The 21,095-nt window shown below is 66.1% G+C and carries 20 protein-coding genes and 2 tRNA genes; 9 read left to right on the top strand and 13 right to left on the bottom strand.

Annotation, left to right across the window (positions count from 1 at the left end; all coding sequences use genetic code 11):
* Positions 1–124 precede the first annotated feature (124 nt).
* The 8 genes from ACQR2C_RS07510 to ACQR2C_RS07475 all read right to left on the bottom strand — a co-directional run bounded on the left by ACQR2C_RS07510 (position 125) and on the right by ACQR2C_RS07475 (position 7,287).
* Positions 125–1,132 (bottom strand): inorganic phosphate transporter, encoded by a 1,008-nt coding sequence (locus ACQR2C_RS07510; protein ID WP_316215612.1) that lies wholly within the window; start codon positions 1,130–1,132, stop codon positions 125–127.
* 14 nt (positions 1,133–1,146) lie between these two features.
* Entirely contained in the window at positions 1,147–1,791 is a 645-nt protein-coding gene (locus ACQR2C_RS07505; RefSeq protein WP_315800346.1) for a DUF47 domain-containing protein, read from the bottom strand.
* 143 nt (positions 1,792–1,934) lie between these two features.
* Positions 1,935–2,903 carry a branched-chain amino acid ABC transporter permease gene (locus ACQR2C_RS07500; RefSeq protein ID WP_315800347.1) on the bottom strand — a complete coding sequence of 323 codons (969 nt, stop codon included), beginning with the start codon at positions 2,901–2,903 and terminating at the stop codon, positions 1,935–1,937.
* Between the two features lies 1 nt (position 2,904).
* Positions 2,905–3,768 carry a branched-chain amino acid ABC transporter permease gene (locus tag ACQR2C_RS07495; protein WP_315800348.1) on the bottom strand — a complete coding sequence of 288 codons (864 nt, stop codon included), beginning with the start codon at positions 3,766–3,768 and terminating at the stop codon, positions 2,905–2,907.
* A 77-nt stretch (positions 3,769–3,845) separates the two neighbouring features.
* Entirely contained in the window at positions 3,846–5,069 is a 1,224-nt protein-coding gene (locus ACQR2C_RS07490; protein ID WP_316215611.1) for an ABC transporter substrate-binding protein, read from the bottom strand.
* 90 nt (positions 5,070–5,159) lie between these two features.
* Complete coding sequence (locus ACQR2C_RS07485) at positions 5,160–5,906, bottom strand: ABC transporter ATP-binding protein (protein ID WP_315800350.1); 747 nt, start codon at positions 5,904–5,906, stop codon at positions 5,160–5,162.
* Positions 5,899–6,654, bottom strand: a complete 756-nt coding sequence (locus tag ACQR2C_RS07480) for an ABC transporter ATP-binding protein (protein ID WP_315800351.1) — start codon at positions 6,652–6,654, stop codon at positions 5,899–5,901. Before ACQR2C_RS07480 ends, ACQR2C_RS07485 begins: the two co-directional genes overlap by 8 nt.
* 276 nt (positions 6,655–6,930) lie before the next feature.
* Complete coding sequence (locus tag ACQR2C_RS07475; protein ID WP_316215610.1) at positions 6,931–7,287, bottom strand: ArsC family reductase; 357 nt, start codon at positions 7,285–7,287, stop codon at positions 6,931–6,933.
* A 218-nt stretch (positions 7,288–7,505) separates the two neighbouring features.
* Between ACQR2C_RS07475 and ACQR2C_RS07470 the strand changes: the two genes are divergently transcribed.
* Positions 7,506–7,706, top strand: a complete 201-nt coding sequence (locus tag ACQR2C_RS07470; RefSeq protein WP_315800353.1) for a hypothetical protein — start codon at positions 7,506–7,508, stop codon at positions 7,704–7,706.
* Between the two features lie 122 nt (positions 7,707–7,828).
* On the opposite strand, the gene ACQR2C_RS07465 is transcribed toward ACQR2C_RS07470, so the two are convergent.
* On the bottom strand, positions 7,829–8,419 hold the full coding sequence (locus ACQR2C_RS07465; RefSeq protein ID WP_316215609.1) for a histidine phosphatase family protein: 591 nt from the start codon (positions 8,417–8,419) through the stop codon (positions 7,829–7,831).
* A 107-nt stretch (positions 8,420–8,526) separates the two neighbouring features.
* Here ACQR2C_RS07465 and ACQR2C_RS07460 point away from each other — a divergent pair, with 107 nt between their 5' ends.
* Positions 8,527–10,155, top strand: coding sequence for a tyrosinase family protein (locus ACQR2C_RS07460; protein WP_434880844.1), 1,629 nt, complete (start codon positions 8,527–8,529; stop codon positions 10,153–10,155).
* Entirely contained in the window at positions 10,152–10,571 is a 420-nt protein-coding gene (locus ACQR2C_RS07455) for a hypothetical protein (protein ID WP_315800356.1), read from the top strand. Before ACQR2C_RS07460 ends, ACQR2C_RS07455 begins: the two co-directional genes overlap by 4 nt.
* 30 nt (positions 10,572–10,601) lie before the next feature.
* Here the strand turns inward: ACQR2C_RS07455 and ACQR2C_RS07450 are convergent, their stop codons facing one another.
* Positions 10,602–11,573, bottom strand: coding sequence for an oxygenase MpaB family protein (locus tag ACQR2C_RS07450; RefSeq protein ID WP_434880843.1), 972 nt, complete (start codon positions 11,571–11,573; stop codon positions 10,602–10,604).
* Entirely contained in the window at positions 11,570–12,274 is a 705-nt protein-coding gene (locus tag ACQR2C_RS07445; protein WP_434880842.1) for a glutathione S-transferase N-terminal domain-containing protein, read from the bottom strand. Before ACQR2C_RS07445 ends, ACQR2C_RS07450 begins: the two co-directional genes overlap by 4 nt.
* A gap of 127 nt (positions 12,275–12,401) precedes the next feature.
* On the opposite strand from ACQR2C_RS07445, the gene ACQR2C_RS07440 reads away from it, so the two are divergent.
* A complete protein-coding gene (locus tag ACQR2C_RS07440; protein WP_434880841.1) occupies positions 12,402–12,779 on the top strand; it encodes a hypothetical protein in 378 nt (125 codons plus the stop codon).
* 2 nt (positions 12,780–12,781) lie between these two features.
* Here ACQR2C_RS07440 and ACQR2C_RS07435 read toward each other — a convergent pair whose 3' ends face one another.
* Together ACQR2C_RS07435 and ACQR2C_RS07430 are read right to left on the bottom strand one after the other, a co-directional pair.
* Positions 12,782–13,009 (bottom strand): hypothetical protein, encoded by a 228-nt coding sequence (locus ACQR2C_RS07435; RefSeq protein ID WP_316180996.1) that lies wholly within the window; start codon positions 13,007–13,009, stop codon positions 12,782–12,784.
* A 79-nt stretch (positions 13,010–13,088) separates the two neighbouring features.
* On the bottom strand, positions 13,089–14,168 hold the full coding sequence (locus ACQR2C_RS07430; RefSeq protein WP_434880840.1) for an Acg family FMN-binding oxidoreductase: 1,080 nt from the start codon (positions 14,166–14,168) through the stop codon (positions 13,089–13,091).
* Between the two features lie 909 nt (positions 14,169–15,077).
* Between ACQR2C_RS07430 and ACQR2C_RS07425 the strand changes: the two genes are divergently transcribed.
* From ACQR2C_RS07425 to ACQR2C_RS07405, 5 genes are all read left to right on the top strand, one after another.
* A tRNA-Ser gene (locus ACQR2C_RS07425) sits at positions 15,078–15,145 on the top strand.
* A gap of 165 nt (positions 15,146–15,310) precedes the next feature.
* Positions 15,311–15,385: transfer RNA gene (locus ACQR2C_RS07420), tRNA-OTHER, on the top strand.
* Between the two features lie 316 nt (positions 15,386–15,701).
* On the top strand, positions 15,702–17,042 hold the full coding sequence (locus tag ACQR2C_RS07415) for a TROVE domain-containing protein (RefSeq protein ID WP_434880839.1): 1,341 nt from the start codon (positions 15,702–15,704) through the stop codon (positions 17,040–17,042).
* Between the two features lie 89 nt (positions 17,043–17,131).
* On the top strand, positions 17,132–18,511 hold the full coding sequence (locus tag ACQR2C_RS07410) for a 3' terminal RNA ribose 2'-O-methyltransferase Hen1 (RefSeq protein ID WP_434880838.1): 1,380 nt from the start codon (positions 17,132–17,134) through the stop codon (positions 18,509–18,511).
* Between the two features lie 8 nt (positions 18,512–18,519).
* A complete protein-coding gene (locus ACQR2C_RS07405; protein WP_434880837.1) occupies positions 18,520–21,081 on the top strand; it encodes a polynucleotide kinase-phosphatase in 2,562 nt (853 codons plus the stop codon).
* The last annotated feature ends 14 nt before the right edge of the window (positions 21,082–21,095 follow it).

Here is a 21,095-nt window from a genome sequence, read left to right as displayed (position 1 = left end):
AGGTCTGATTGTGCAGCGAAATCTGCCGCCGCGGTCGAATCCCGCCCCTCATGGTGAGGAGCGCCGCGCTTGCGGAGCGTCTCGAACCATGAGGCCCCAACGTTTCAGGACGGTCCCGCCGTCTTTAGTGCCTGAGCACCGACACCAGCCAGAAGCTCAGTGCCGCTACGATGGCCGAGGCCGGAATCGTGAAGATCCAGGCATAGACGATCGATCCGGCGACGTTCCAGCGCACCGCCGAGGCGCGGCGGGCGGCGCCGACGCCGACGATGGCACCGGTGATGGTGTGGGTGGTCGAGACGGGCACGCCGAGGAACGTCGCCAGGAACAGCGTGATGGCGCCGCCGGTCTCGGCGCAGAAGCCCTGCATCGGATTCAGCTTGGTGATGCGCAGGCCCATGGTGCGGACGATGCGCCAGCCGCCCATCAGCGTGCCCAGCGCCATCGCGGCCTGGCACGACAGCACCACCCAGAACGGCACCGTGAACTGCTCGCCGAGATGGCCCTGCGAGTACAGCAGCACCGCGATGATGCCCATCGTCTTCTGCGCGTCGTTGCCGCCGTGGCCGAGCGAATACAGCGAGGCCGAAGCGAATTGCAGGATGCGGAAGGCCCGGTCCACGGCAAACGGCGTCGAGCGCACCGAGGCCCAGGACACGATCGCAACCAGGATCATCGCCAGCACCAGCCCGACAACGGGCGACAGCACGATCGCGAGCACGGTCTTGGACAGGCCGCTCCACACGGTGGCCGAGATGCCGGCCTTGGCAACCCCTGCCCCGACCAGGCCGCCGATCAGCGCGTGCGAGCTCGACGACGGAATGCCGGCCGCCCAGGTGACCAGGTTCCAGACGATCGCGCCGACCAGAGCCGCGAAGATCACGTGGGCGTCGACGATCGCGGGATCGATGATCCCGGTGCCGATGGTCTGCGCGACATGCAGTCCGAACACGCTGAACGCCACGAAATTGAAGAACGCGGCCCAGAACACCGCATATTGCGGCCGGAGCACGCGGGTCGAGACGATGGTCGCGATCGAGTTGGCGGCGTCGTGCAGGCCGTTCAGGAAATCGAAGGCGAGTGCGACGGCGATGAGGCCAACCAGGATCGGAAGGCCGAGTTGAGCGTCCACGGCGCGGCCCTACCCTAGACCTGTTCGATCATGATCGAATTGATCTCGTTGGCGACGTCGTCGAAGCGGTCGGCGACCTTCTCCAGATGGTCGTAGATCTCGGCGCCGACGATGAAGTCCATCGTGTTGGCGTTGCGGTGCTTGAGGAATAGCTCCTTCAGCCCGATGTCGTGGAGGTCGTCGACCCGGCCCTCGAGCTTGGTCATCTCCTCGGTGATCGCGGTGATCATCGGCACGTTCTGGCCGATCGCCTGCAGCAGCGGCAGCGCCTTTCCGATCAGATTGGCGCAATCGACCAGCAAGGTGCCCATCTCGCGCATGGTCGGCTCGAACTCCTTGACCTCGAACAGCACCACGGCCTTGGCGGTCTGCTGCATCTGGTCGATGGCGTCGTCCATCGAGGTGATCAGGTTCTTGATGTCGCCGCGGTCGAACGGGGTGATGAAGGTGCGGCGGACCGCGGTCAGCACCTCCCGCGTGATGTTGTCGGCCTCGTTCTCGAGCTGGCTGACGCGCTGGCAGTGCCTGAGGATGTCGTCGCCGCCCTTAAGCATGTCCTGCAGCGCATGCGCGCCTTGGATCACCACCTTGTTGTGGCGGGCGAACAAATCAAAAAACCGCTCCTCCCGCGGGAGAACGGCGCGAAACCAGTGCAGCATGGGACGAGATCCATCCATTCCGAAACGGGCCAGGGCCGGCCCGTCACAGAACTGTCATACTCCGGATCGCGCACCAGCAGAAGCGGTGGCCGGTTCATCCACCGCTTTCTGCCCTTTCGACGATCTCTTTACAGATCAATAGCTTAGAGGGATCGCTTGAACAGATGGGCGATTTCTCCGACCACGCCGCGGCGGAAGGTGAGCACGCAGGCGACGAAGATGCCGCCCTGGATCACCGTCACCCACTGGCCGAAGCCGGACAGATATTGCTGCATGCCGACGATCACGAAGGCGCCGACGACGGGGCCGAACACGGTGCCGAGCCCGCCGACCAGGGTCATGAGCACGATCTGGCCGGACATCCCGACCTCGACGTCGGTCAGCGAGGCATTCTGGGCGACGAACACCTTCAGCGCACCGGCGAGGCCAGCCAGCGTCCCCGACAGGATGAAGGCGAGCAGCTTGTACTGGTCGGTCTTATAGCCCAGCGAGATCGCCCGCTGCTCGTTCTCGCGGATCGACTTCAGCACCTCGCCGAACGGCGAGTTGATGGTGCGGAAGATCAGCAGGAAGCCGGCGAGGAAACCGGCCAGCACGACGTAATACAGCACCGTCGGCTTGGACAGGTCGAGGATGCCGAACATCCGCCCCTGCGGAATGCCCTGGATACCGTCCTCGCCATGGGTGAACGGCGCCTGCAGATAGATGAAGTACAAGAGCTGCGACAGCGCCAGGGTGATCATCGCGAAATAGATGCCCTGCCGGCGGATCGAGATGTAGCCGGTGATCACCGACAGGACGAACGATCCGGCAACGCCCGTGAGGATGCCGAGCTCGGGCGGCAGCCCCCACACTTTCAACGCGTGGGCGCTGCAATAGCCGGCCGTTCCCAGGAACATCGCGTGGCCGAACGACAACAGGCCGCCATAGCCGATCAGGAGGTTGAAGGCGCAGGCGAGCAGCGCGAAGCACAGCGCCTGCATGACGAAGAACGGGTACAGCCCGGTCCACGGCACGATCGCCAGCAGCGCTGCCATGATGACGAACACGATCATCTCGTCGCGCATCGCGCGCGGGGTGATCGGCAGGGTCGCGTCGGTGATGGATGTCATGTCAGGCCGCCCGTCCGGTCAGACCCGTCGGCTTCACCAGCAGCACCAGGACCATCAGAACGAAGACCACGGTGTTGGAAGCCTCGGGGTAGAAATACTTTGTCAGTCCCTCGATCACGCCGAGCAGGAAGCCGGTGATGATCGAGCCCATGATCGAACCCATGCCGCCGATCACAACCACCGCGAACACCACGATGATGATGTGCTCGCCCATCAGCGGCCGCACCTGGTTGATCGGCGCCGACAGCACGCCGGCCAGCGCCGCAAGCCCGACGCCAAGGCCGTAGGTCAGCGTGATCATGCGCGGGACGTTGATGCCGAAGGCCCGCACCAAGGTCGGGTTCTCGGTGGCTGCGCGCAGGTAGGCGCCGAGCCGGGTGCGCTCGATCAGGAACCAGGTCGCCAGGCAGACGACCAGGGAGAAGATGACGACCCAGCCGCGATAGACCGGCAGATACATGAAGCCGAGGTTCATGCCGCCACGGAGCTGATCCGGGATCGCGTAAGGCAGGCCGGACGAGCCGAAGAAGTTCTGGAACACGCCCTGGATGATCAGCGCCAGTCCGAACGTCAGCAGCAGTCCGTAGAGATGGTCGAGCCCGGCAATCCATTGCAGCATGGTGCGCTCGAGGATCATGCCGAAGGCGCCGACGATGATCGGCGCCAGCAGCAGCGCCCACCAATAATTGATGCCGCCGAGGTTGAGCAGAAAATAGGCGCAGAACGCGCCCATCATATAGAGCGCGCCATGGGCGAAGTTGATGATGTTGAGCATGCCGAAGATGACGGCAAGCCCGAGACTGAGCAGCGCGTAGAACGAGCCGTTGATCAGTCCGACCAGGAGCTGTGCGTAGAGGGCCTGCATCGTCTTGTTTCTGTTTTCTCTCGGCGTTTCCTAAAGACAGCGGTTCCGGCGGGATCAGCCGCCGGGACGGCAGCGGTTCACTTCTTCAACAAGGCGCACGCGCTCTTGTCGAGCGGTGTGAAGGCCTGGTCGCCCGGTACCGAGCCGACCAGCTTGTAGAGATCCCACGGGCCCTTGGACTCCGAGGGCTTCTTGACCTCGAACAGATACGCAGTGTGGATGGTGCGGCCGTTCGGCTGGATCTCGCCCTTGCCGAACAGCGCATCGTCGGTCGGGATCGATTTCATCTTGTCGACGATCTTGACGCCGTCATGCGGGTTCTCGCCGAGCGCCTCCAACGCCTTGAAGTAATGCATCAAGCCGGCATAGACGCCCGCCTGCACCATGGTCGGCGGCGCGCCGCTCTTCATCCGTTTGGCAAAGCGGTCCGAGAACGCGCGGGTCTGGTCGTTCATGTCCCAGTAGAAGGTCTCGGTGAAGTTGAGGCCCTGCGCGATGTCGAGCCCGATCGACTTGACGTCGGTCAGGAACAACAGCAGCGCCGCGAGCTTCTGGCCGCCCTTCGTGATGCCGAACTCGGCCGCCTGCTTGATCGAATTGGTGGTGTCACCGCCGGCATTGGCGAGGCCGATGACCTTGGCGTTCGACGACTGCGCCTGCAGCAGGAAGGAAGAGAAGTCGGAGGTGTTGAGCGGGTGCTTGACGCTGCCGATCACCTTGCCGCCATTGGCGGTCACGACCGCCGTGGTGTCGCGCTCCAGCGCCGCGCCGAAGGCGTAGTCGGCGGTCAGGAAATACCAGGTCGAGCCGCCCGCCTTGACCAGCGCCTGGCCGGTGGTGTGCGCGAGCATGTAGGTGTCGTAGGTCCAGTGCACCGTATTGGGCGAGCACTGCGCGTTGGTGAGATCCGAGGTCGCAGCGCCCGAATTGATGTAGACGCCGTTCTTTTCCTTGACGACGTTGTTCACCGCCAGCGCCACGCCCGAGTTCGGCACGTCGACGATGACGTCGACCTTGTCGACGTCGAACCACTGCCGCGCGATCGAGGTGCCGATATCCGGCTTGTTCTGGTGATCGCCGGAGATGACGTCGATCTTCCAGCCCTTCGCAGTGAGACCGGAATCCTCGATCGCCATCTGCGCCGCGAGCGTCGAGCCGGGACCGCCCAGATCGGCATAAAGACCCGACTGATCGGACAGCGCGCCGATCTTGATGGTCTTGTCGCCGGCCGAAGCGACGCTGCCAGCGGCGAGCGTGAGTGCCGTTCCCAGCAGCAGCGACGCGATGAATTTGCTCTTCATTTCCAACTTCCAGAACTTTCCAAGACAACTGCCGAGAAAACTGCCGCAACACTAACGATCAAACCGTCGAGCCGACATCGCCGGCGCCGGTCAGACGCCGAGGTAAGTATGCAGCTTGTCCATGTTGGCCGACAGATCGGCATTGGCGAAGCCGTCGATGACCTTGCCGTGCTCGACCACGTAGTAGCGGTCAGCGACCGTCGAGGCGAAACGGAAGTTCTGCTCGACGAGGAGAATCGTGAAGCCTTCCTTCTTCAGCCGCGCGATGGTGTGGCCGATCTGCTGGATGATCACGGGCGCGAGACCCTCGGTCGGCTCGTCCAGCATCAGGAAGCTGGCGCCGGTGCGCAGGATGCGCGCGATCGCCAGCATCTGCTGCTCGCCGCCGGACAGCTTGGTGCCCTGGCTCTTCAGCCGCTCCTTCAAATTCGGGAACAGCTCGAAGATCTGATCGAGCGTCAGCCCGCCCGGCCGCACCACCGGCGGCAGCAGCAGGTTCTCGCGCACGTCGAGACTCGCGAAGATGCCGCGCTCCTCCGGGCACAGCGCAATGCCGAGCCGCGCGATCCTGTCCGAGGTCATGCGGATCAGCTGCTGGCCGTTGAACTGAACCGAGCCGGTGCGCTTGCCGATGATCCCCATGATCGACTTCAGCGTCGTGGTCTTGCCGGCGCCGTTGCGCCCGAGCAGGGTGACCACCTCGCCAGCATTCACGTTGAAGTTCATGCCATGGAGAATGTGGGATTCGCCGTACCAGCTCTCGAGGTTGTTGACGTCGAGAATGGTGCTGGTCGCAGCCGCCGCGCCTGGCTTCGTGGCCGTCATCACCTCAGGCATGTCCGGCTCCCAGATAGGCTTCCTTGACGCGCTCGTCCTTGGAGAGCTCCGAATACGGCCCTTCCGTCAGCACCTGCCCGCGCGTCAGCACGGTGATGGTGTCGGAGAGGTTGGCGACGACGCTGAGATTATGCTCGACCATCAGGATCGTGTATTTGGCGGAGATGCGCTTGATCAGCGCGGCGATCTTGTCGATGTCCTCGTGGCCCATGCCGGCCATCGGCTCGTCCAGCAGCATCATCTCCGGATCGAGCGCCAGCGTGGTCGCGATCTCCAGCGCGCGCTTGCGTCCATAGGGCATTTCGACCGCCGGAATATTGGCGAACTCGCTCAGGCCCACGTCGTTGAGCAGCTCGAGCGCCCGGCCGTTGAAGCGGTTCAGAACGCTCTTGGAGCGCCAGAAGTCGAACGACGAGCCATGCTGCCGCTGCAGAGCGACGCGGACGTTCTCCAACGCGGTCAGATGCGGAAACACGGCCGAAATCTGGAACGAGCGGACCAGGCCAAGCCTTGCCACGTCGGCCGGCGCCGTCGCTGTAATGTCCTGACCCTTATAGAGAATCTTGCCGGCAGACGGCGTCAGGAACTTCGTCAGCAGGTTGAAGCACGTGGTCTTGCCGGCCCCGTTCGGGCCGATCAGCGCGTGAATGGTGCCCCGGCGGATCTTGAGCGAAACATCGCGAACGGCAAAAAATCCCGCGAATTCCTTCGTCAATCCGTGGGTCTCGAGAATGAACTCGTCAGCCAAAGATTCCCCCCAAGCCGGCGCCTTCAGCGCCTGGCCCTCGCTTCTTCCTGTACGACGGCTCTGCTGGACGGCTGGACGATTCCTCGCCGCCACCCGCGACCGCTTCGCGGCGGAATATGCCGTCAATCGAGTGAGTTAGGCAAGGCGGAAAGCTGGGCAACGACGTCGCAAGGCGGCCGGCGGACCTTGCGTTGAAATCCGCCGGTATTTCCCGCTGACATAGAATATCATGCCACCGGCATTTTCCCGCACGCGCGCAGCGATCGCCGGCTCCAACTACTTCGCGGCCTTCACGTCCCTGGCGTAGAGATCCGGCTTGAAGCCCACCACGCGCCGGCCGCCGAGATCGAGCACCGGGCGCTTGATCATCGACGGCTGCGCCAGCATCAGCGCGATCGCCCTGCTCTCGGTGAGTCCGTCCTTGTCCGCGTCGGGCAACTTCTTGAACGTCGTGCCGGCGCGGTTGAGCAGCACCTCCCAGCCGAGTTCGTCGCTCCACGCCTTGAGTTTAGCCTTGTCGATTCCGGCGGTCTTGTAGTCGTGGAATTCGTAAGCGACGCCGTGATCGTCGAGCCAGGCGCGCGCCTTCTTCAGCGTGTCGCAGTTCTTGATTCCGTAGATCGTGATGCTCATGCCACGCGTCCTCAAACAATCGTGTCCGACGGTGATGGATGTCCCACGTTGCGACAATCGGCCCTGCATTTTGCAGTGCGATTCACCCGCTTTTGATGCGGCGGAGGCCACGCGTTCCGCGGTCGGAATTCACTCCGACCTTTGCCACGAAACTGTCGGCTGAGCATTACATTTTCTTCGCATCCCCGGCGTATCTGGCCCACGAACAGGAGACCGCGATGGGCAAGATCATGGTACGTTGTCCGCAGACCGGCCGCAGCATCGAGACGGGGATGGAAATGGACGCTGCGCGCTTTCAGCGCATGCCCGTGTTCTTCTCGCGCGCCTACTGCCCGCACTGCCGCATCTACCATGAATGGTTCGCCGCCCATGCCTGGGTCGAGGAGATCAGCGACCGCGAGCGGGTTGCGCTGGCCTGACCTGACCCGCGAAAGGAAACGGCCCGCGCGATCGACCCTACCCACGCCACTGCTGCGGACGTCGCTCCAACGCACCCGTCCGCGGGATATCTCCCTGGAGCAGGCGAACCGCGATCGGGTGCTCAATCGTCTTTCGGATCGCTTTTCAACGGCGTGTTGGAATCGCCCGGCATCAGGCAGGGATACAGCTCTGTGAACTTGAAATCGGCCCCGCCCGCGGCGCGGTCGAAGCGCAGCACGACATCGAAGCGTTTGCCGGACCAGTGGGTCGGCAACTGGCCTTCATTGCTCACCGGCAGCCGCGGCAGGATGTCGGAGATGATCGCCTTGTGCTCCCACGCCACCAGCACGGTGCCGGACAGCGGTAGCAGGGCTTCGACCAGCGCCGCCTCCTGCCCCTTCGCAAAGGACGTGTTCGGCTTGTCGAGCCCGATGCGCGCCGCGAGCTCGAGCACCGTCTCGTACGGCCGGCGGCTCGGGTCGGAGCCGTCCTTGGTGCTGTCGGGATCGGCGGCATAGACCGCCTGCGGTGTCGGATAGTCCGTGCCGCCCAGCCCGCTGCCGAACAGCGCGGTCCACGCCCCTGCCCGCTCCCAGCCGAAGATCACCAGCGACTTCGAATCCGGCTTGCCCGTGTGGGTCAGGCCCGGGCCTGTCGTGTCGCCGTCAGGCTTCTCGGCATGACGGATGATCAGCAGCGTCAGCGCGTTCATCGGCAACCCTCTCGGGCGGCATCATACGGCCATCACACGGAATTGCTACTTGAGATTGCAATCGTGAGAACGCAACATGGCGTTTTTCCAACCAGGATTCATTTCAGATGAGCATGGGATTGCGACAGACCCGCCGAACGTTCCTGGCGACGGCCGCGATGGCGGCAGCCGGCACCGTCATCTCGCCGAGACCAGGCCACGCCGCCGCGAAATATCGCCGCCACAACGTCACCAGCGCGGAAGGCCAGAAGATGCTCGCGAGCTACGCCAAGGGCGTCGCCGCCATGCTGCAGCTTCCCGCAAACCATCCGCAGAACTGGTTCCGCAACGCGTTCATTCATCTGATGGACTGCCCGCACGGCAATTGGTGGTTCTATGTCTGGCATCGCGGCTATCTCGGCTATTTCGAGCAATCGATCCGCGCGCTCAGCGGCGACGACAGTTTCGCCCTGCCCTATTGGGACTGGACCGAGCTGCCGGAAATTCCTGCCGGCATGTTCGACGGCGTGCTGACGCCGACCGACAAGGCGTATCAGCCGTTCACCGGGAATCTCGCGGTCTTCACCTCGTTCATCAAGCCGGCGCTGACGGATTACTGGAACGGCCTGTCGAAGGACCAGCGCGGCCAGCTCGAGATCCGCGGCTACAAGTCGATCGACGATCTCTGGAACGACGTCACCGGCTTCTCGCCGTCCGCCAATGCCGGCATCTCCGGCAATGAGGCATTCGCGACCACCTGCGCCTCACGCTATCTGTCGCGCGACAATCCGAAGCTCGATGCTAAGACCACCTACGACGTCTCGCCGTTCGTGATCATGGCGGGCCTTCTGCCGACCGACTTCTACAACCCCGACAACTATCTGAGCTTCACCAGCTCGAAAACCGCTTCACACAACACCCAGCCGAATGGCGCGACCAAGTTCTCGACCTTGGAAGGTCTGCCGCACAACAAGGTCCACAACTACATCGGCGGTGTCGGCCCGCTCGATCCCGGCCCCTATGGCAACATGACCAATTTCCTGTCGCCGGTCGATCCGATCTTCTTCCTGCATCATTCGAACATGGACCGGCTCTGGGATGTCTGGACGCGCAAGCAGCAGCGGCTCAAGCTACCCTACCTGCCGCAGGGCGCCGACCTGAAGACGTTCTCGGACGAGCCGTTCCTGTTCTACGCCGATGGCAAGGGCGGCTATGTCGGCCCCAGCAAGGCCGGCGACTACATCTCGACCGACCGCTTCGACTACGATTATGCGCCGGGTTTCGGCGAGGACATCGTGGGTCCGCCCGCGGTCGCCTCGGCGCCGCAGATCAAGCCGCAGCAGGGCTCGGTCAAGGCCAATGCGGGCACGGTGAAGATTCCTGGCGACGCGCTCGAAGCGCACCTGGCGGCAACGCGGCCGCAGCCGCTGATGGCGCAGATCACGCTGCCCCGCCCGAGCGGCTATTCGACCGTGCGCGAGTTCGACGTCCTGGTGAACGCGCCCGCCAACGTCACCAAGGTCACGGCTGACAGCCCGTATTATGCAGGCACCATCGCCTTCTTCGGATCGATGATGCCGGGCATGGCCATGACCATGGATGCGACCTTCGCGGTGCCGCTGCCGACGAAGCAGGAGGCGTTCTCCGCCCTGCGGGCCGCGCCCAACCAGCCGCTGAGCATCCGCGTCGTGCCTTCGGGCGGCGTCGGCACCGCGCCGACCCTGAAAGCGCTCTCGGTCGGACCGCTGCGCCGATGAACGGCAGGCGCGCCGCGCTGCGGGCCTGCGCCGTGCTGCTCTGTACCGTGCTGCTCTATACCTTGCTGCGACCGGCCTCGTCCTTGGCGGCGGAGCCCTTCAGAGCCGTCGATCTGGTCGTGCCGCGGCCATTGGATGCGAGCGACGCTGCGGTCGTCGAGATCAGCCTGGGCGCACTGGGGCGAGGCCAGGAGGTGACGGTGACGACCGCATCCGGGATGCCGCTCGGGACCATCTCGCCATTCGGCCTTCGCACTGGTGCGGAGGCCGGGACCTATGCGCTCCCGGTGCCGAAGGAGGCCATCGAGGGCGGACGGCTGTCGATCCGCCTCAGCATCAGCCAACCCGGCGGCAGCCGCGCGCCGACGCCGCAGGAGGTTCGCGGCGTCACGCTCAAGCTCGCTCCGCGGCCGTGATCCGCCGTCGCGGCGGCAGGCGCGCCGGACTCAGAGCGTCCCGCTCCGCGCACGGTCTGCACGCGGCTCGAACGGGCTCGCCATGCTGGGCTGTCCGATCCAGACACGGTTGAGCAGCCGTGTGAACGGCGGACACGTCGTCCCCTCGATGCGCGCCATCGCCTCCTGATAGGGGCCAACGGTACGCAATCTCTCCGGCAGCAACGCGTAGGCGCGTGGCAGAAACCGTTTGGCCCGCGCCGCGCTGCGGCGTTCGCGCTCGCCATAGGGCAGCGCGAAAGCAAGGCGCAGCCGCTCCGGCAGCATCTCGGCCGTCAGCGCCGTGAACCAGCGCGGCGGTGCGATCCACGTCGCCTCGCCCGAGAAGATGCGTTGCGCGATGTCGCGCGCGGCCGTGCCAACCGTGAGCGTCTCCGACGCCATCATCTCGGCCGCATAGACCTTGAACGACGTCCAGTCCGGCGGCATGGCCTCGTGTGGAATTCCGAACAGGCCCGCGAACCGCATGGCCTCGCGCCAATATTGCTCGCGCTCGGCATCGCCGAGCGGCGGACACAGCAGGCCGTAGGACATCATCGCGGTCTCGACCAGGGTGGCATGGACCCAGCGCAGCGCGTCGACGTCGTTGGCGCGATAGCGCGAGCCGGCGGCGAACGGTCCGACCGTCTCCGGCATCACGCCATCGACCGCGGCGTGCCGCCGATACAGCCGCCGCGCCACCGCGACCGCCTGCGCGCGCGTGCCGAACACCATGGTGTAGACGATGCTGAAGGTGCGGTGGAAACGGCCGAGCGGATCGGCGAACACTCTGGACTGCTCGGCAATGCCGGCCGCCACCCAGGGATGGGCGAGCTGCAACAGCAGCGCGCGGCCGGCGCCGAGAAACAGCGCGGCCTCGCGATGCACGCGCCACATCACGCTGTCGGACGGCAGCACGGCGTCGCCCGGCGTGGCCAGCAGCTCGGCGATGCAACGTTCGAAATCGGCCTCGCTGACGATCACGGCCGCTGCGGGATCTCCAGCCCGCGCTGCACCGCCGGCCGCGCCAGGCCGCGCTCCAGCCAGGCCGGCACGTGCTTGAGCTCATCGAAGGCGACGATGTCGCGCGCGCCGTAGAACCCGATCAGGTTGCGCACCCAGCCGAGCGTCGCGATGTCGGCGATGGTGTAGTCGGCGTCCATAATCCACTGCCGGCCGTCGAGCCTGTTGTCGAGTACGCCGAGCAGCCGCCTGCTCTCCGCGACGTAGCGCTGCAACGGCCGCTTGTCCTCGTACTCACGGCCGGCGAATTTGTGGAAGAAGCCGAGCTGCCCGAACATCGGGCCGATGCCGCCCATCTGGAAATGCACCCACTGGATGGTCTGCCACCGCCGCGCCGGATCGTCGGGTAGAAATTTCCCGGTCTTCTCGGCAAGGTACTGCAGGATCGCGCCGGATTCGAACAGGCCGAGCGGCTTGCCGCCGGGACCGTCGGGATCGATGATCGCGGGAATCTTGCCGTTCGGATTGAGCGACAGAAATGCCGGCGTCTTCTGCTCATCCTTGCCGAAATCGATCGCATGCGGCTCGTAGGCCAGGCCGGTCTCCTCCAGCATGATCGAGACCTTCACGCCGTTCGGCGTCGGCAGTGAATAGAGCTGGATGCGGTCGGGATGCCGCGCCGGCCAGCGCGCGGTGATCGGGAAGCTGGAGAGATCGGACATGATGGCTTTTTGCTCGCGCTGTCTCGTTGAGAGCTCAATCTAAGCCCGTGAACCGCCGCTGCAAGGTTCGATGCGGAACTGGCCGCGGCCGGCGATCTTATGTTGCTGCATCGTGCAGAAGGCCAGCATGCCGAGCCCGACCTACCGATTGATCATGCAGGCGATGCTCTCGCGCCAGCAGATTCTGTGCATCTATGGCGGCTTCGCCCGCGCGATCTGCCCGATCATCCTCGGCCACACCGCCGGCCGCGAGCGCGTGCTCGCGTTCCAGTTCGCGGGCGGCGCGAGCAGCGGCCTGCCGCCGGGCGGCCAATGGAAGTGCTTCGATGTCGCCGACATGAGCGAGGTCGAGCTGCGCCAGGGGCGCTGGCATTCCGGGCGCAGCCACCGCCGGCCGCAATATTGCGTCGCCGAGGTCGAGCTCGACGTCAATCCGGACAGCCCCTACGAGCCGAAACGACCGATCGCGACAGCGCAGCGCGGCAAGCTCCGGCGCAAGCGCTGACGCTACTGCGGCTCGCGCAGGCGCACGCGCAGCAGTGCCGGCAGCTTCGAGGTGGCGTCGTGCTGCGCGAGCTTGGCCGCGACGCGGCGCATCAGCGACGACGCGCCCTGCCTAGCAAACACCTTGATGCCGCGATAGCTGAAATCCACCACCACCTCGTGATGGCGCATGCCCTTGCCGCCCTTGACCAGGCCAAGGTCGCGCACCAGGCAATAATGCCCGTCGCTCATGCGTGCCAATCGGGTGTTCTCGAACATGCAGCGAAGCAATGCACCGAGTCGCAAATCCGTCAAGATTGACAGGAACGACTCATGAACCCAGCACGTCGGCAACGCGCCGCCGCGGCGCAAACGGCAGCGCCGGCCCGTAGCCGAAGCGCAGCACGAGATCCGGCCGCCTCGTCGTTCCGACCACGCGCGCCAGCTCTGGCCGCAACGCGGCGACTTCGACCGGCTGGTTGACGAAGGCGAGCTTCAGCCCCAGCCGCGTCGCTTCGAGCGCGAAGCGCTGGCACGCCTGCCCGGCCCTGATCCAATGCGAGGCGTCGGCCTGCTCGGCGGTGAACACGGCGACACCGGCCGATGAGCTGATCTGCCGCGCATATCTGTCGTTCTCCGATGCTGCATCGAAGAGCTGATCGAAGGCGAGGCCACCGAGCGCGGTCGGCAATGACGGATTGCCGCTGGCCGCCGCGAACAGGCCGTCGCCCGTCTCCATCGCGCTCCGCGGATTGAACCGCAGCCAGCTCTTCAGCTCGCGCAAGAACGCGGCATCGTGCATCTGCGCATCGTTGCCGGCGACCACGAGATCGCGGATGGCAGCGATCACGGCGGGAGCCGTGATGATCGCGAGATCGACGCCTGGCATCGCCGAGGCCGCCTGCAGCGCGGCGAGATCGCCTGGCGGCACCGCTCGTCCGTCATACTCCGCGCGCGTCGACTGCCTGCGGACGATGGCCGCAAGCCGCGCATCGTCATGCGCCGTGCCGTTCGTGAAGCTGTACCGCACCATCCGGCCGTCGCTGCTGATCTCGCCCGGACGGCCGCTCGCATCGGCGGCGATCGCGAGATTGGCGGCCGCGCAGCCGAGGCTGACGAACAGATGATGGTCGTCCGGATCAACCACCGGCGTGCGGCGTGACGGATCGGGCATGATCTCGATCGCATCCCGCGTCACGCGAAAGCGCCACGGCTGCGTGTTGTGGCTGTTGGCCGCGAGCGTCGCGTAACGAATGACATCGGTGATGTCGGACGACAACGGCGCGCGCAACCGGGCACTATAGTCGTCATATGCGCGCATCGTGCCGGTCGCGGCGCGCCAGGAGCCGGCGCCGAGCGCGGCCGCTGCAAGCGCGCTGCCGCCTCCTATCAGGACCCGCCGTCGGTTCATGACTCTGCGCCCGCAATTCTCGCCGCATCTCGATATGCTCACGATAAGCATGCTCCGCATCGGCGCGTTGTTGCAGATCAAGGCCGCCGCAGCAGCCGGCAAAACATCAACGCCATGCTGTTGACAGCACCAACAAAGCGGCGTATGTCCCGCGGCCTCGCGAGCGACTGCGCCCGCGACAAACATGAGCGAGACGATGTCCTTCGGCTACGAACACTTCATCCGCACGTCCAACGGCGTCATGCCGGTGGATGGCGCACGCCATGCTCGGGGGAGCGATCTTGCTTGAGGCAAGATCAACAGTCCGCATCACACGGACCCTCCCGAGCCCGCCGCTCCGGAGGGTTTTTTGTTGCCCTCACGTGATCCGGCTGCACGGCGAACAACCAGATGTCCCGGCCTCGAGCCGGAACGGGAGACCCGGATCCCGGGGCTCGCGCAGGTGATGCGCGTGGCCTGCGCGCGCGGGGCCTGTCGGAGGGAACGAGGCGGCAACGCCGGACACCGATGACAGAGCGAGCTCCCTGGAGCTCGCAACACGCGGCGCCGTGCAGCGCCGCAGACAAGCCAATTGAATTCCCGGCCGTTCGCAGCCGGGAGCTGCTGGTGGTGAAGATCGCGGCTCCTTCGCGCCAATGCGGCCGCGCGCCGCCTTCGATCGATCGTACCGTGGAATCCGTCAAGCGAGATGGGTGAGTCGCGGGTTGCGGCGAGGCTGATGCCAAGCCTGCGTTTCGATCGTCGTATCGCCGTGATCGCCCGTTCCCCAGCATGCCATCAATGCCGCCCGGCCGCATCCCGCAGCCGTGCGGCCAAGGCGGTGGTGAAGATGCCTGTTACTTCGTTGAAACCGAGCGCCCCACTGGGGCAGCAACAGCATCACCCATTCCCCGCCGAACTCATTCGCGAGCCGTGGTGAACATGACTGTTACTTCGCCTTCCACGCCAGAGGTCGCGGGTTCGAATCCCGCCCGGCGTCATGCCGGTAGCTTAGAGGTCAGAGCGCTGTCCGGGCCATGCAAGTGGCCCGGGTCTCAGTCATCGCCCGTTCCCGGCTCGTGATCCATCTCAACCGGTGGCCGTCCGCCAACAGGCGGTCACGTCGTTACGGCGCAGCTGCTGGCTGTGCCGCCGTCTTCCACGCGCCGTGGTGAAGAGTGCTGATACTTCGATTGCTAATCGAGAGGTCGTGGGTTCGACTCCCATCCGGCGTTCCATGCGCCGGTAGCTCAGCGGCAGAGCACTATCCGCTCCACGCGAGTGAAGCGGAACTCAGCATTCGCCCGTTCCCGGCGCGTGGTCCGTCTCGGTGCGCGGTCGTCTCTGACGAGGCGGTCGCGTACCGGCCGGTGGTGAAGAGCGCTGTTACTTCGGGGCCACAAGGCTGGAGGTTCGACTCCTCTCGAACGACGGGCTGATCTTCAGCCCGGGTTCGAAGCTCGTCGGATCGAGCGTGTGGCTGCCAGCAATGGCAGGTCAGCCTCGCCCCTTCCCCGGCACGTCCATCCATCATCAACCCAAGAGGAGGCCATCATGGTCAGGCTCAACAAGGTCCTGCGCGCCTTCACCCATGAGGGTGCGCCGTCCCGGCAACTCGCGCCTGCGCAGGCGCTGCAGCGCACGCTGATGAGCTGCCTGCTGTGGGAAGACCAGTTCTACGAGGACGGGGTTGGAATCGCCGACCGCGTCAAGGCGCTGGTGCCGCTGGTCGAGCCGCGCGAGGTGGCTCAGCTCGCGGTCCGTGCCCGCGAGGAGATGAAGCTGCGGCATGCGCCGCTGCTCGTCGCCCGCGAGATGGCGCGGCTGCCCTCGCACCGTGCGCTGGTCGCCGAGACGCTGGCGCGCATCATCCAGCGGCCGGACGAGATGACCGAGCTGCTGGCGATCTACTGGGCGGACGCTCTCGGTCCGCAGCAGCAGCGCAAGCGGCAGCCGGTCTCGGCGCAGGTCAAGAAGGGGCTGGCGAAGGCGTTCACGAAGTTCGACGCCTATCAGCTCGCGAAGTATGACCGCGAGGGGCCGGTGCGGCTCCGCGACGTCCTGTTCCTGGTTCACGCCAGGCCGAAGGACGCCGCGCAGGAGGCGGTGTGGAAGCAGCTCGTCGATGGCGGGCTGCCCGCGCCCGACACCTGGGAGGTCGCTCTCTCGGCCGGTGCGGATAAGCGTGGGAGCTTCGAGCGGCTGCTCTCAGAGAAGCGGCTCGGTGCGCTGGCGCTGCTGCGCAACCTGCGACTGATGCAACAGGCCGGAGTGCCGCGGGCGATCATCGCGGCCGCGATCGAGACGATGCGGACGGACCGGATCCTGCCGTATCGGTTCATCACGGCGGCCCGGCGCGCGCCGGACTTCGAGCCCGAGCTCGAGGCCGCGATGCTCCGATCGATCAAGGGCTATCAGCGGCTTCCGGGCCGCACGCGGCTCTTGATCGACGTCTCCGGCTCGATGTTCGCATCGCTGTCGGCGAAGTCGGAGATGACGCGCGCGGACGCGGCGTGCGGGCTGGCGATCCTGGCCCGCGAGGTCTGCGACGAGGTGGAGATCTTCACGTTCAGCAATGAGGTCGTGAAGGTGCCGCCGCGGCGTGGCTTTGCGCTGCGCGATGCGATCCTCGGGTCGCAGCCGCATTCCGGGACCTATCTCGGCCGTGCGGTCGGCGAGGTCGACCGCAAGGGCGACCGCCTGATCGTCTTCACCGACGAGCAGAGCCACGATGCGGTGCCGCCGCCCAGGGCGCGCGGGACCGTGGTCAACGTGGCGTCGTACCAGCACGGGGTCGGCTACGGGCCCTGGACGCGGGTCGACGGCTTCTCCGAGGCCGTGATCGCCTGGATCGCGGCGCAGGAGAAGATTCTGCGCGGCGCGACCCTGCACTGACGACAAACGACCCGGACGCGCCACAGACGCGCCCGGGTCTTCTTCCACAAACAGTGGACCACCCCACGCGCCCCCGTTTAAGTGACGCCATGTACCTGTCCATCGCCACGACCCATCAGCCTGCCACCGATCTCGGCTACCTGCTCAACAAGCATCCGGAGCGGCTGCACGAGCTCGCGCTCACCTATGGCAAGGCGCTGATCTTCTATCCCGAGGCCAGCAATGATCGCTGCGAGGCGGCGCTGGTGCTCGACGTCGATCCGATCGGCCTCGTCCGTGGCAACGGTCAGGGCGACGGGCTGCTCGATCAATATGTCAACGACCGCCCCTATGCCGCGTCGTCGTTCCTGTCGGTCGCGCTGAACAAGGCGTTCCGGACCGCGATGAACGGCGTCAGCAGCGCGCGCCAGGCGCTCGCCGAGAGCGCCATTCCGTTGGAGGCGGTCGTGACACCCCTGCCCCTGCGCGGCGGCGAAGCCGTGCTGCGGCAATTGTTCGAGCCGTTGGGCTGGCAGGTCGAACTCGCACCCATTGCGGGACCACAGGGCGATGCGATGAGCCGCTACGTGCGACTGACATTGCGCGGCATTGCGCGGCTCAGCGCACTGCTCAACCATCTCTATGTGCTGATCCCCGTGATGGACGATGCCAAGCATTACTGGGTCGGCGACGAGGAGATCGACAAGCTGCTCAAGCGCGGCGAAGGCTGGCTCGACGCCCATCCTGCCAAGGAGCTGATCGTGCGCCGCTATCTGCGCCACCGCGGCGTGCTCGCGCGTGCGGCGCTGGCACGGCTCGCGCCGGAGACGCAGGACGAGACGGCCGAGCCCGAGGCGCGCAGCCTGACAGAAGACAAATTGGAGGCGCCGATCCAGCTCAACGACCTGCGCATGACGGCGGTCATCGAGGCGCTGCGGACCACCGGTGCCAAGACCATCGCCGATCTCGGCTGCGGCGAAGGCCGGCTGCTGCAGCTTCTGGTACGCGAACGCTGGGTCGAACGACTGATCGGGCTCGATCCCGCGGCCGGCGAGCTGGAGCGCGCGGCCAAGCGGCTCAAGCTGGGCTTCCCCGGTGGCCCGCCCGAGGGCCGCGTCACCTTGCTGCACGGCTCGCTGACCTATCGCGACGCGCGCTGGGCGGAGGCCGACGCCGCTGTTCTGGTCGAGGTGATCGAGCACCTCGATCCCGACCGGCTGCCGATGCTCGAGCGCGTGGTGTTCGGCGCCGCGCGGCCGCGCGCGGTGATCGTGACCACACCGAACGCCGACTACAACGCACTGTTTCCAAGCCTGCCCGCCGGACAGTTTCGCCACCGCGACCATCGCTTCGAATGGTCGCGCGCCGAGTTTGCCGACTGGGCGCAGCGGATCTGCGCAACCTTCAACTATCAGGCCGCCTTCTCCGGCATCGGCCATCACGACGAGAGCCATGGCGCGCCGACGCAGATGGCCGTCTTCACTCGCTGAGCAATTCCATGAACATCGAAATCCCCGATTTCGCGCTGGTCGTGCTGATCGGCTCGACCGGCTCCGGCAAGTCGACCTTCGCCGCCAGGCATTTCCTTCCGACCGAGGTGATCTCCTCGGACCATTGCCGCGCGCTGGTCGCCGACGACGAGACCGACCAGGGCGTCTCCGCCGACGCGTTCGACATCGTCCGCGAAATTGCCGGCAAGCGGCTGAAGCACCGCAGGCTCGCCGTCATCGACGCTACAAATGTGCGCCCTGCCGACCGGAAGGGCTGGGTCGAGCTCGCGCGCAAATGGCATGCGCTGCCGGTCGCGATCGTGTTCGATCCCGGCATCGACGTCTGCATCGACAGAAACAGGACGCGTCCCGAGCGCGCCTTCGGCGGCCCCGTCGTGCAGCGCATGGTCTCGGAGATCCGCCGCGGCATCAGTGGCCTGCAGCGCGAGGGCTTTCGCCAGGTGTGGAAGCTCGACAGCGTCGCGCGCATCGAGGCCGCCACCATTGCGCGGCAGCCGCTGTGGACGGACAAGCGCCACGATGCCGGACCGTTCGACATCATCGGTGACGTCCATGGCTGCGCGGCCGAATTGCAGGCGCTGCTGGCGAAGCTCGGCTATCAGGTCACATGGAGCGACACAGAGGGTCGACGCGCCGTCGCAGTGACGCCGCCCGCGGGCCGCAAGCTCGTCTTCGTCGGCGACCTCGTCGACCGCGGCCCGCAATCGCCCGACGTGCTGCGCATCGTCATGAGCATGGTGGCGGCCGGCACCGCCTATGCCGTGCAGGGCAATCACGACCGCAAATTCCAGCGCTGGCTGGCGGGCCGCAAGGTCACGATCGCGCACGGCCTGCAGGCCACGATCGATCAGCTCGCCAGCGAGGAGCGAAGCTTCCGCGACACTCTGCCGGGCTTTCTCGACGGGCTGCGCAGCCATGTCTGGCTCGACGGCGGCCGGCTCGCGGTGGCGCATGCCGGGCTGAAGGAGGAGATGATCGGCCGCGGCTCCGGCGCAGTGCGCGAATTCGCGCTGTATGGCGAAACCACCGGCGAGATCGACGAATTCGGCCTGCCCTTGCGCGCCGACTGGGCCGCGAACTACCGCGGACCGACCACCGTGGTCTACGGTCACACGCCGGTGCGATCAGCCGAATGGGTCAACAACACCATGTGCATCGACACCGGCTGCGTGTTCGGCGGCCGGCTGACAGCGCTGCGCTGGCCGGAGCGTGAGCTCGTCGAGGTCGAGGCCGAGCGCGTCTGGTGCGAGCCGGTCCGTCCGCTCGCGCCTCGCGCCGGCAGCGCCTCCGCGCAGGCCGAGGCCGATCAGCTGCTCGATATCGATGACGTGAGCGGCCGCCGCTGGATCGACACCACGCTGCGCGGCCGCATGGTCGTGGCCGAGGAGAACGCGGCCGCCGCGCTGGAGGTGATGAGCCGCTTCGCGCTGCCGCCGCAATGGCTGGTCTATCTGCCGCCGACCATGTCGCCATCGGAGACGAGCGCGCGCGAGGGTTGGCTGGAACGGCCCGAGGAGGCGTTCGCGCATTTCCGCGCCCGCAACGTTGCCGAGGTCGTGTGCGAGGAGAAGCACATGGGCTCGCGCGCCGTCATTGCGCTATGCAACAGCGCCGATGTTGCCAGGGCCCGCTTCGGCATCGCAGGCGACGAGAGCGGCGCGATCTGGACCCGCACCGGCCGCGCCTTCTTCAACGATGCCGCGATGACCGAGGCGCTGCTGGCACGGCTGCGTGACGCTGTCGACAGCGCCGGCCTGTGGCAGGAGCTGCAATCCGACTGGCTGCTGCTCGACGCCGAGATCATGCCCTGGTCGGCCAAGGCCGGCAGCCTGATCGAGAGCCAGTACGCGCCGGTCGCGGCGTCATCGGTCGCCGGCCTCGAAGCAGCAGCCGACGCAGTGGCGCGCGCCGCCGCGCGTGGCCTCGATGTCGCCGCGCTCGGCGACCATTTCCGCGATCGTGTCGCGCGCGCCAAGCGCTATGGCGCTGCCTGGGCGCCTTATGTCTGGCCGGTCGGCGGCATCGACGATCTCAAGGTCGCGCCGTTTCATCTGCTCGCCAGCGAGGGCCGGGTCTGGTTCGATCAGGACCACGTCTGGCACATGACGCTCGCCGATCGGCTGGCCGCCGCATCAGCATCCGTCGTCACTCGCACGCAATGGCGCACTGTTGTGCTGGCCGACGACACGGCCGTCGCCGACGCCATCGCGTGGTGGGAGCAGCTCACGGGAAGCGGCGGCGAAGGCATGGTGGTGAAGCCGAAAAACTTCGTCGCGCGCGGACCGAAGGGCCTCATTCAGCCGGCGCTCAAGGTGCGCGGGCCGGAATATCTGCGCATCATCTACGGCCCGGAATATGATGCGCCGGAGCACATCGTCCGGCTGCGCCAGCGCAAGCTCGAGGGCAAGCGCAACCTGGCCCTGCGCGAGTTCGCGCTCGGCCACGAGGCGCTGACCCGCTTCGTCTCCCGCGAGCCGCTGCGCCGCGTGCACGAATGCGTGTTCGCAGTTCTGGCACTGGAGAGCGAGCCGATCGATCCGCGGCTGTGAGCCGCTCAACAACC

Origin of the sequence: Bradyrhizobium sp. HKCCYLRH3061, assembly GCF_051168015.1 — a bacterium.
GTDB lineage: Bacteria > Pseudomonadota > Alphaproteobacteria > Rhizobiales > Xanthobacteraceae > Bradyrhizobium.
The sequence above is the reverse complement of the archived record's forward strand: the minus strand, read 5'-3'. Positions and strand labels throughout refer to the sequence as shown.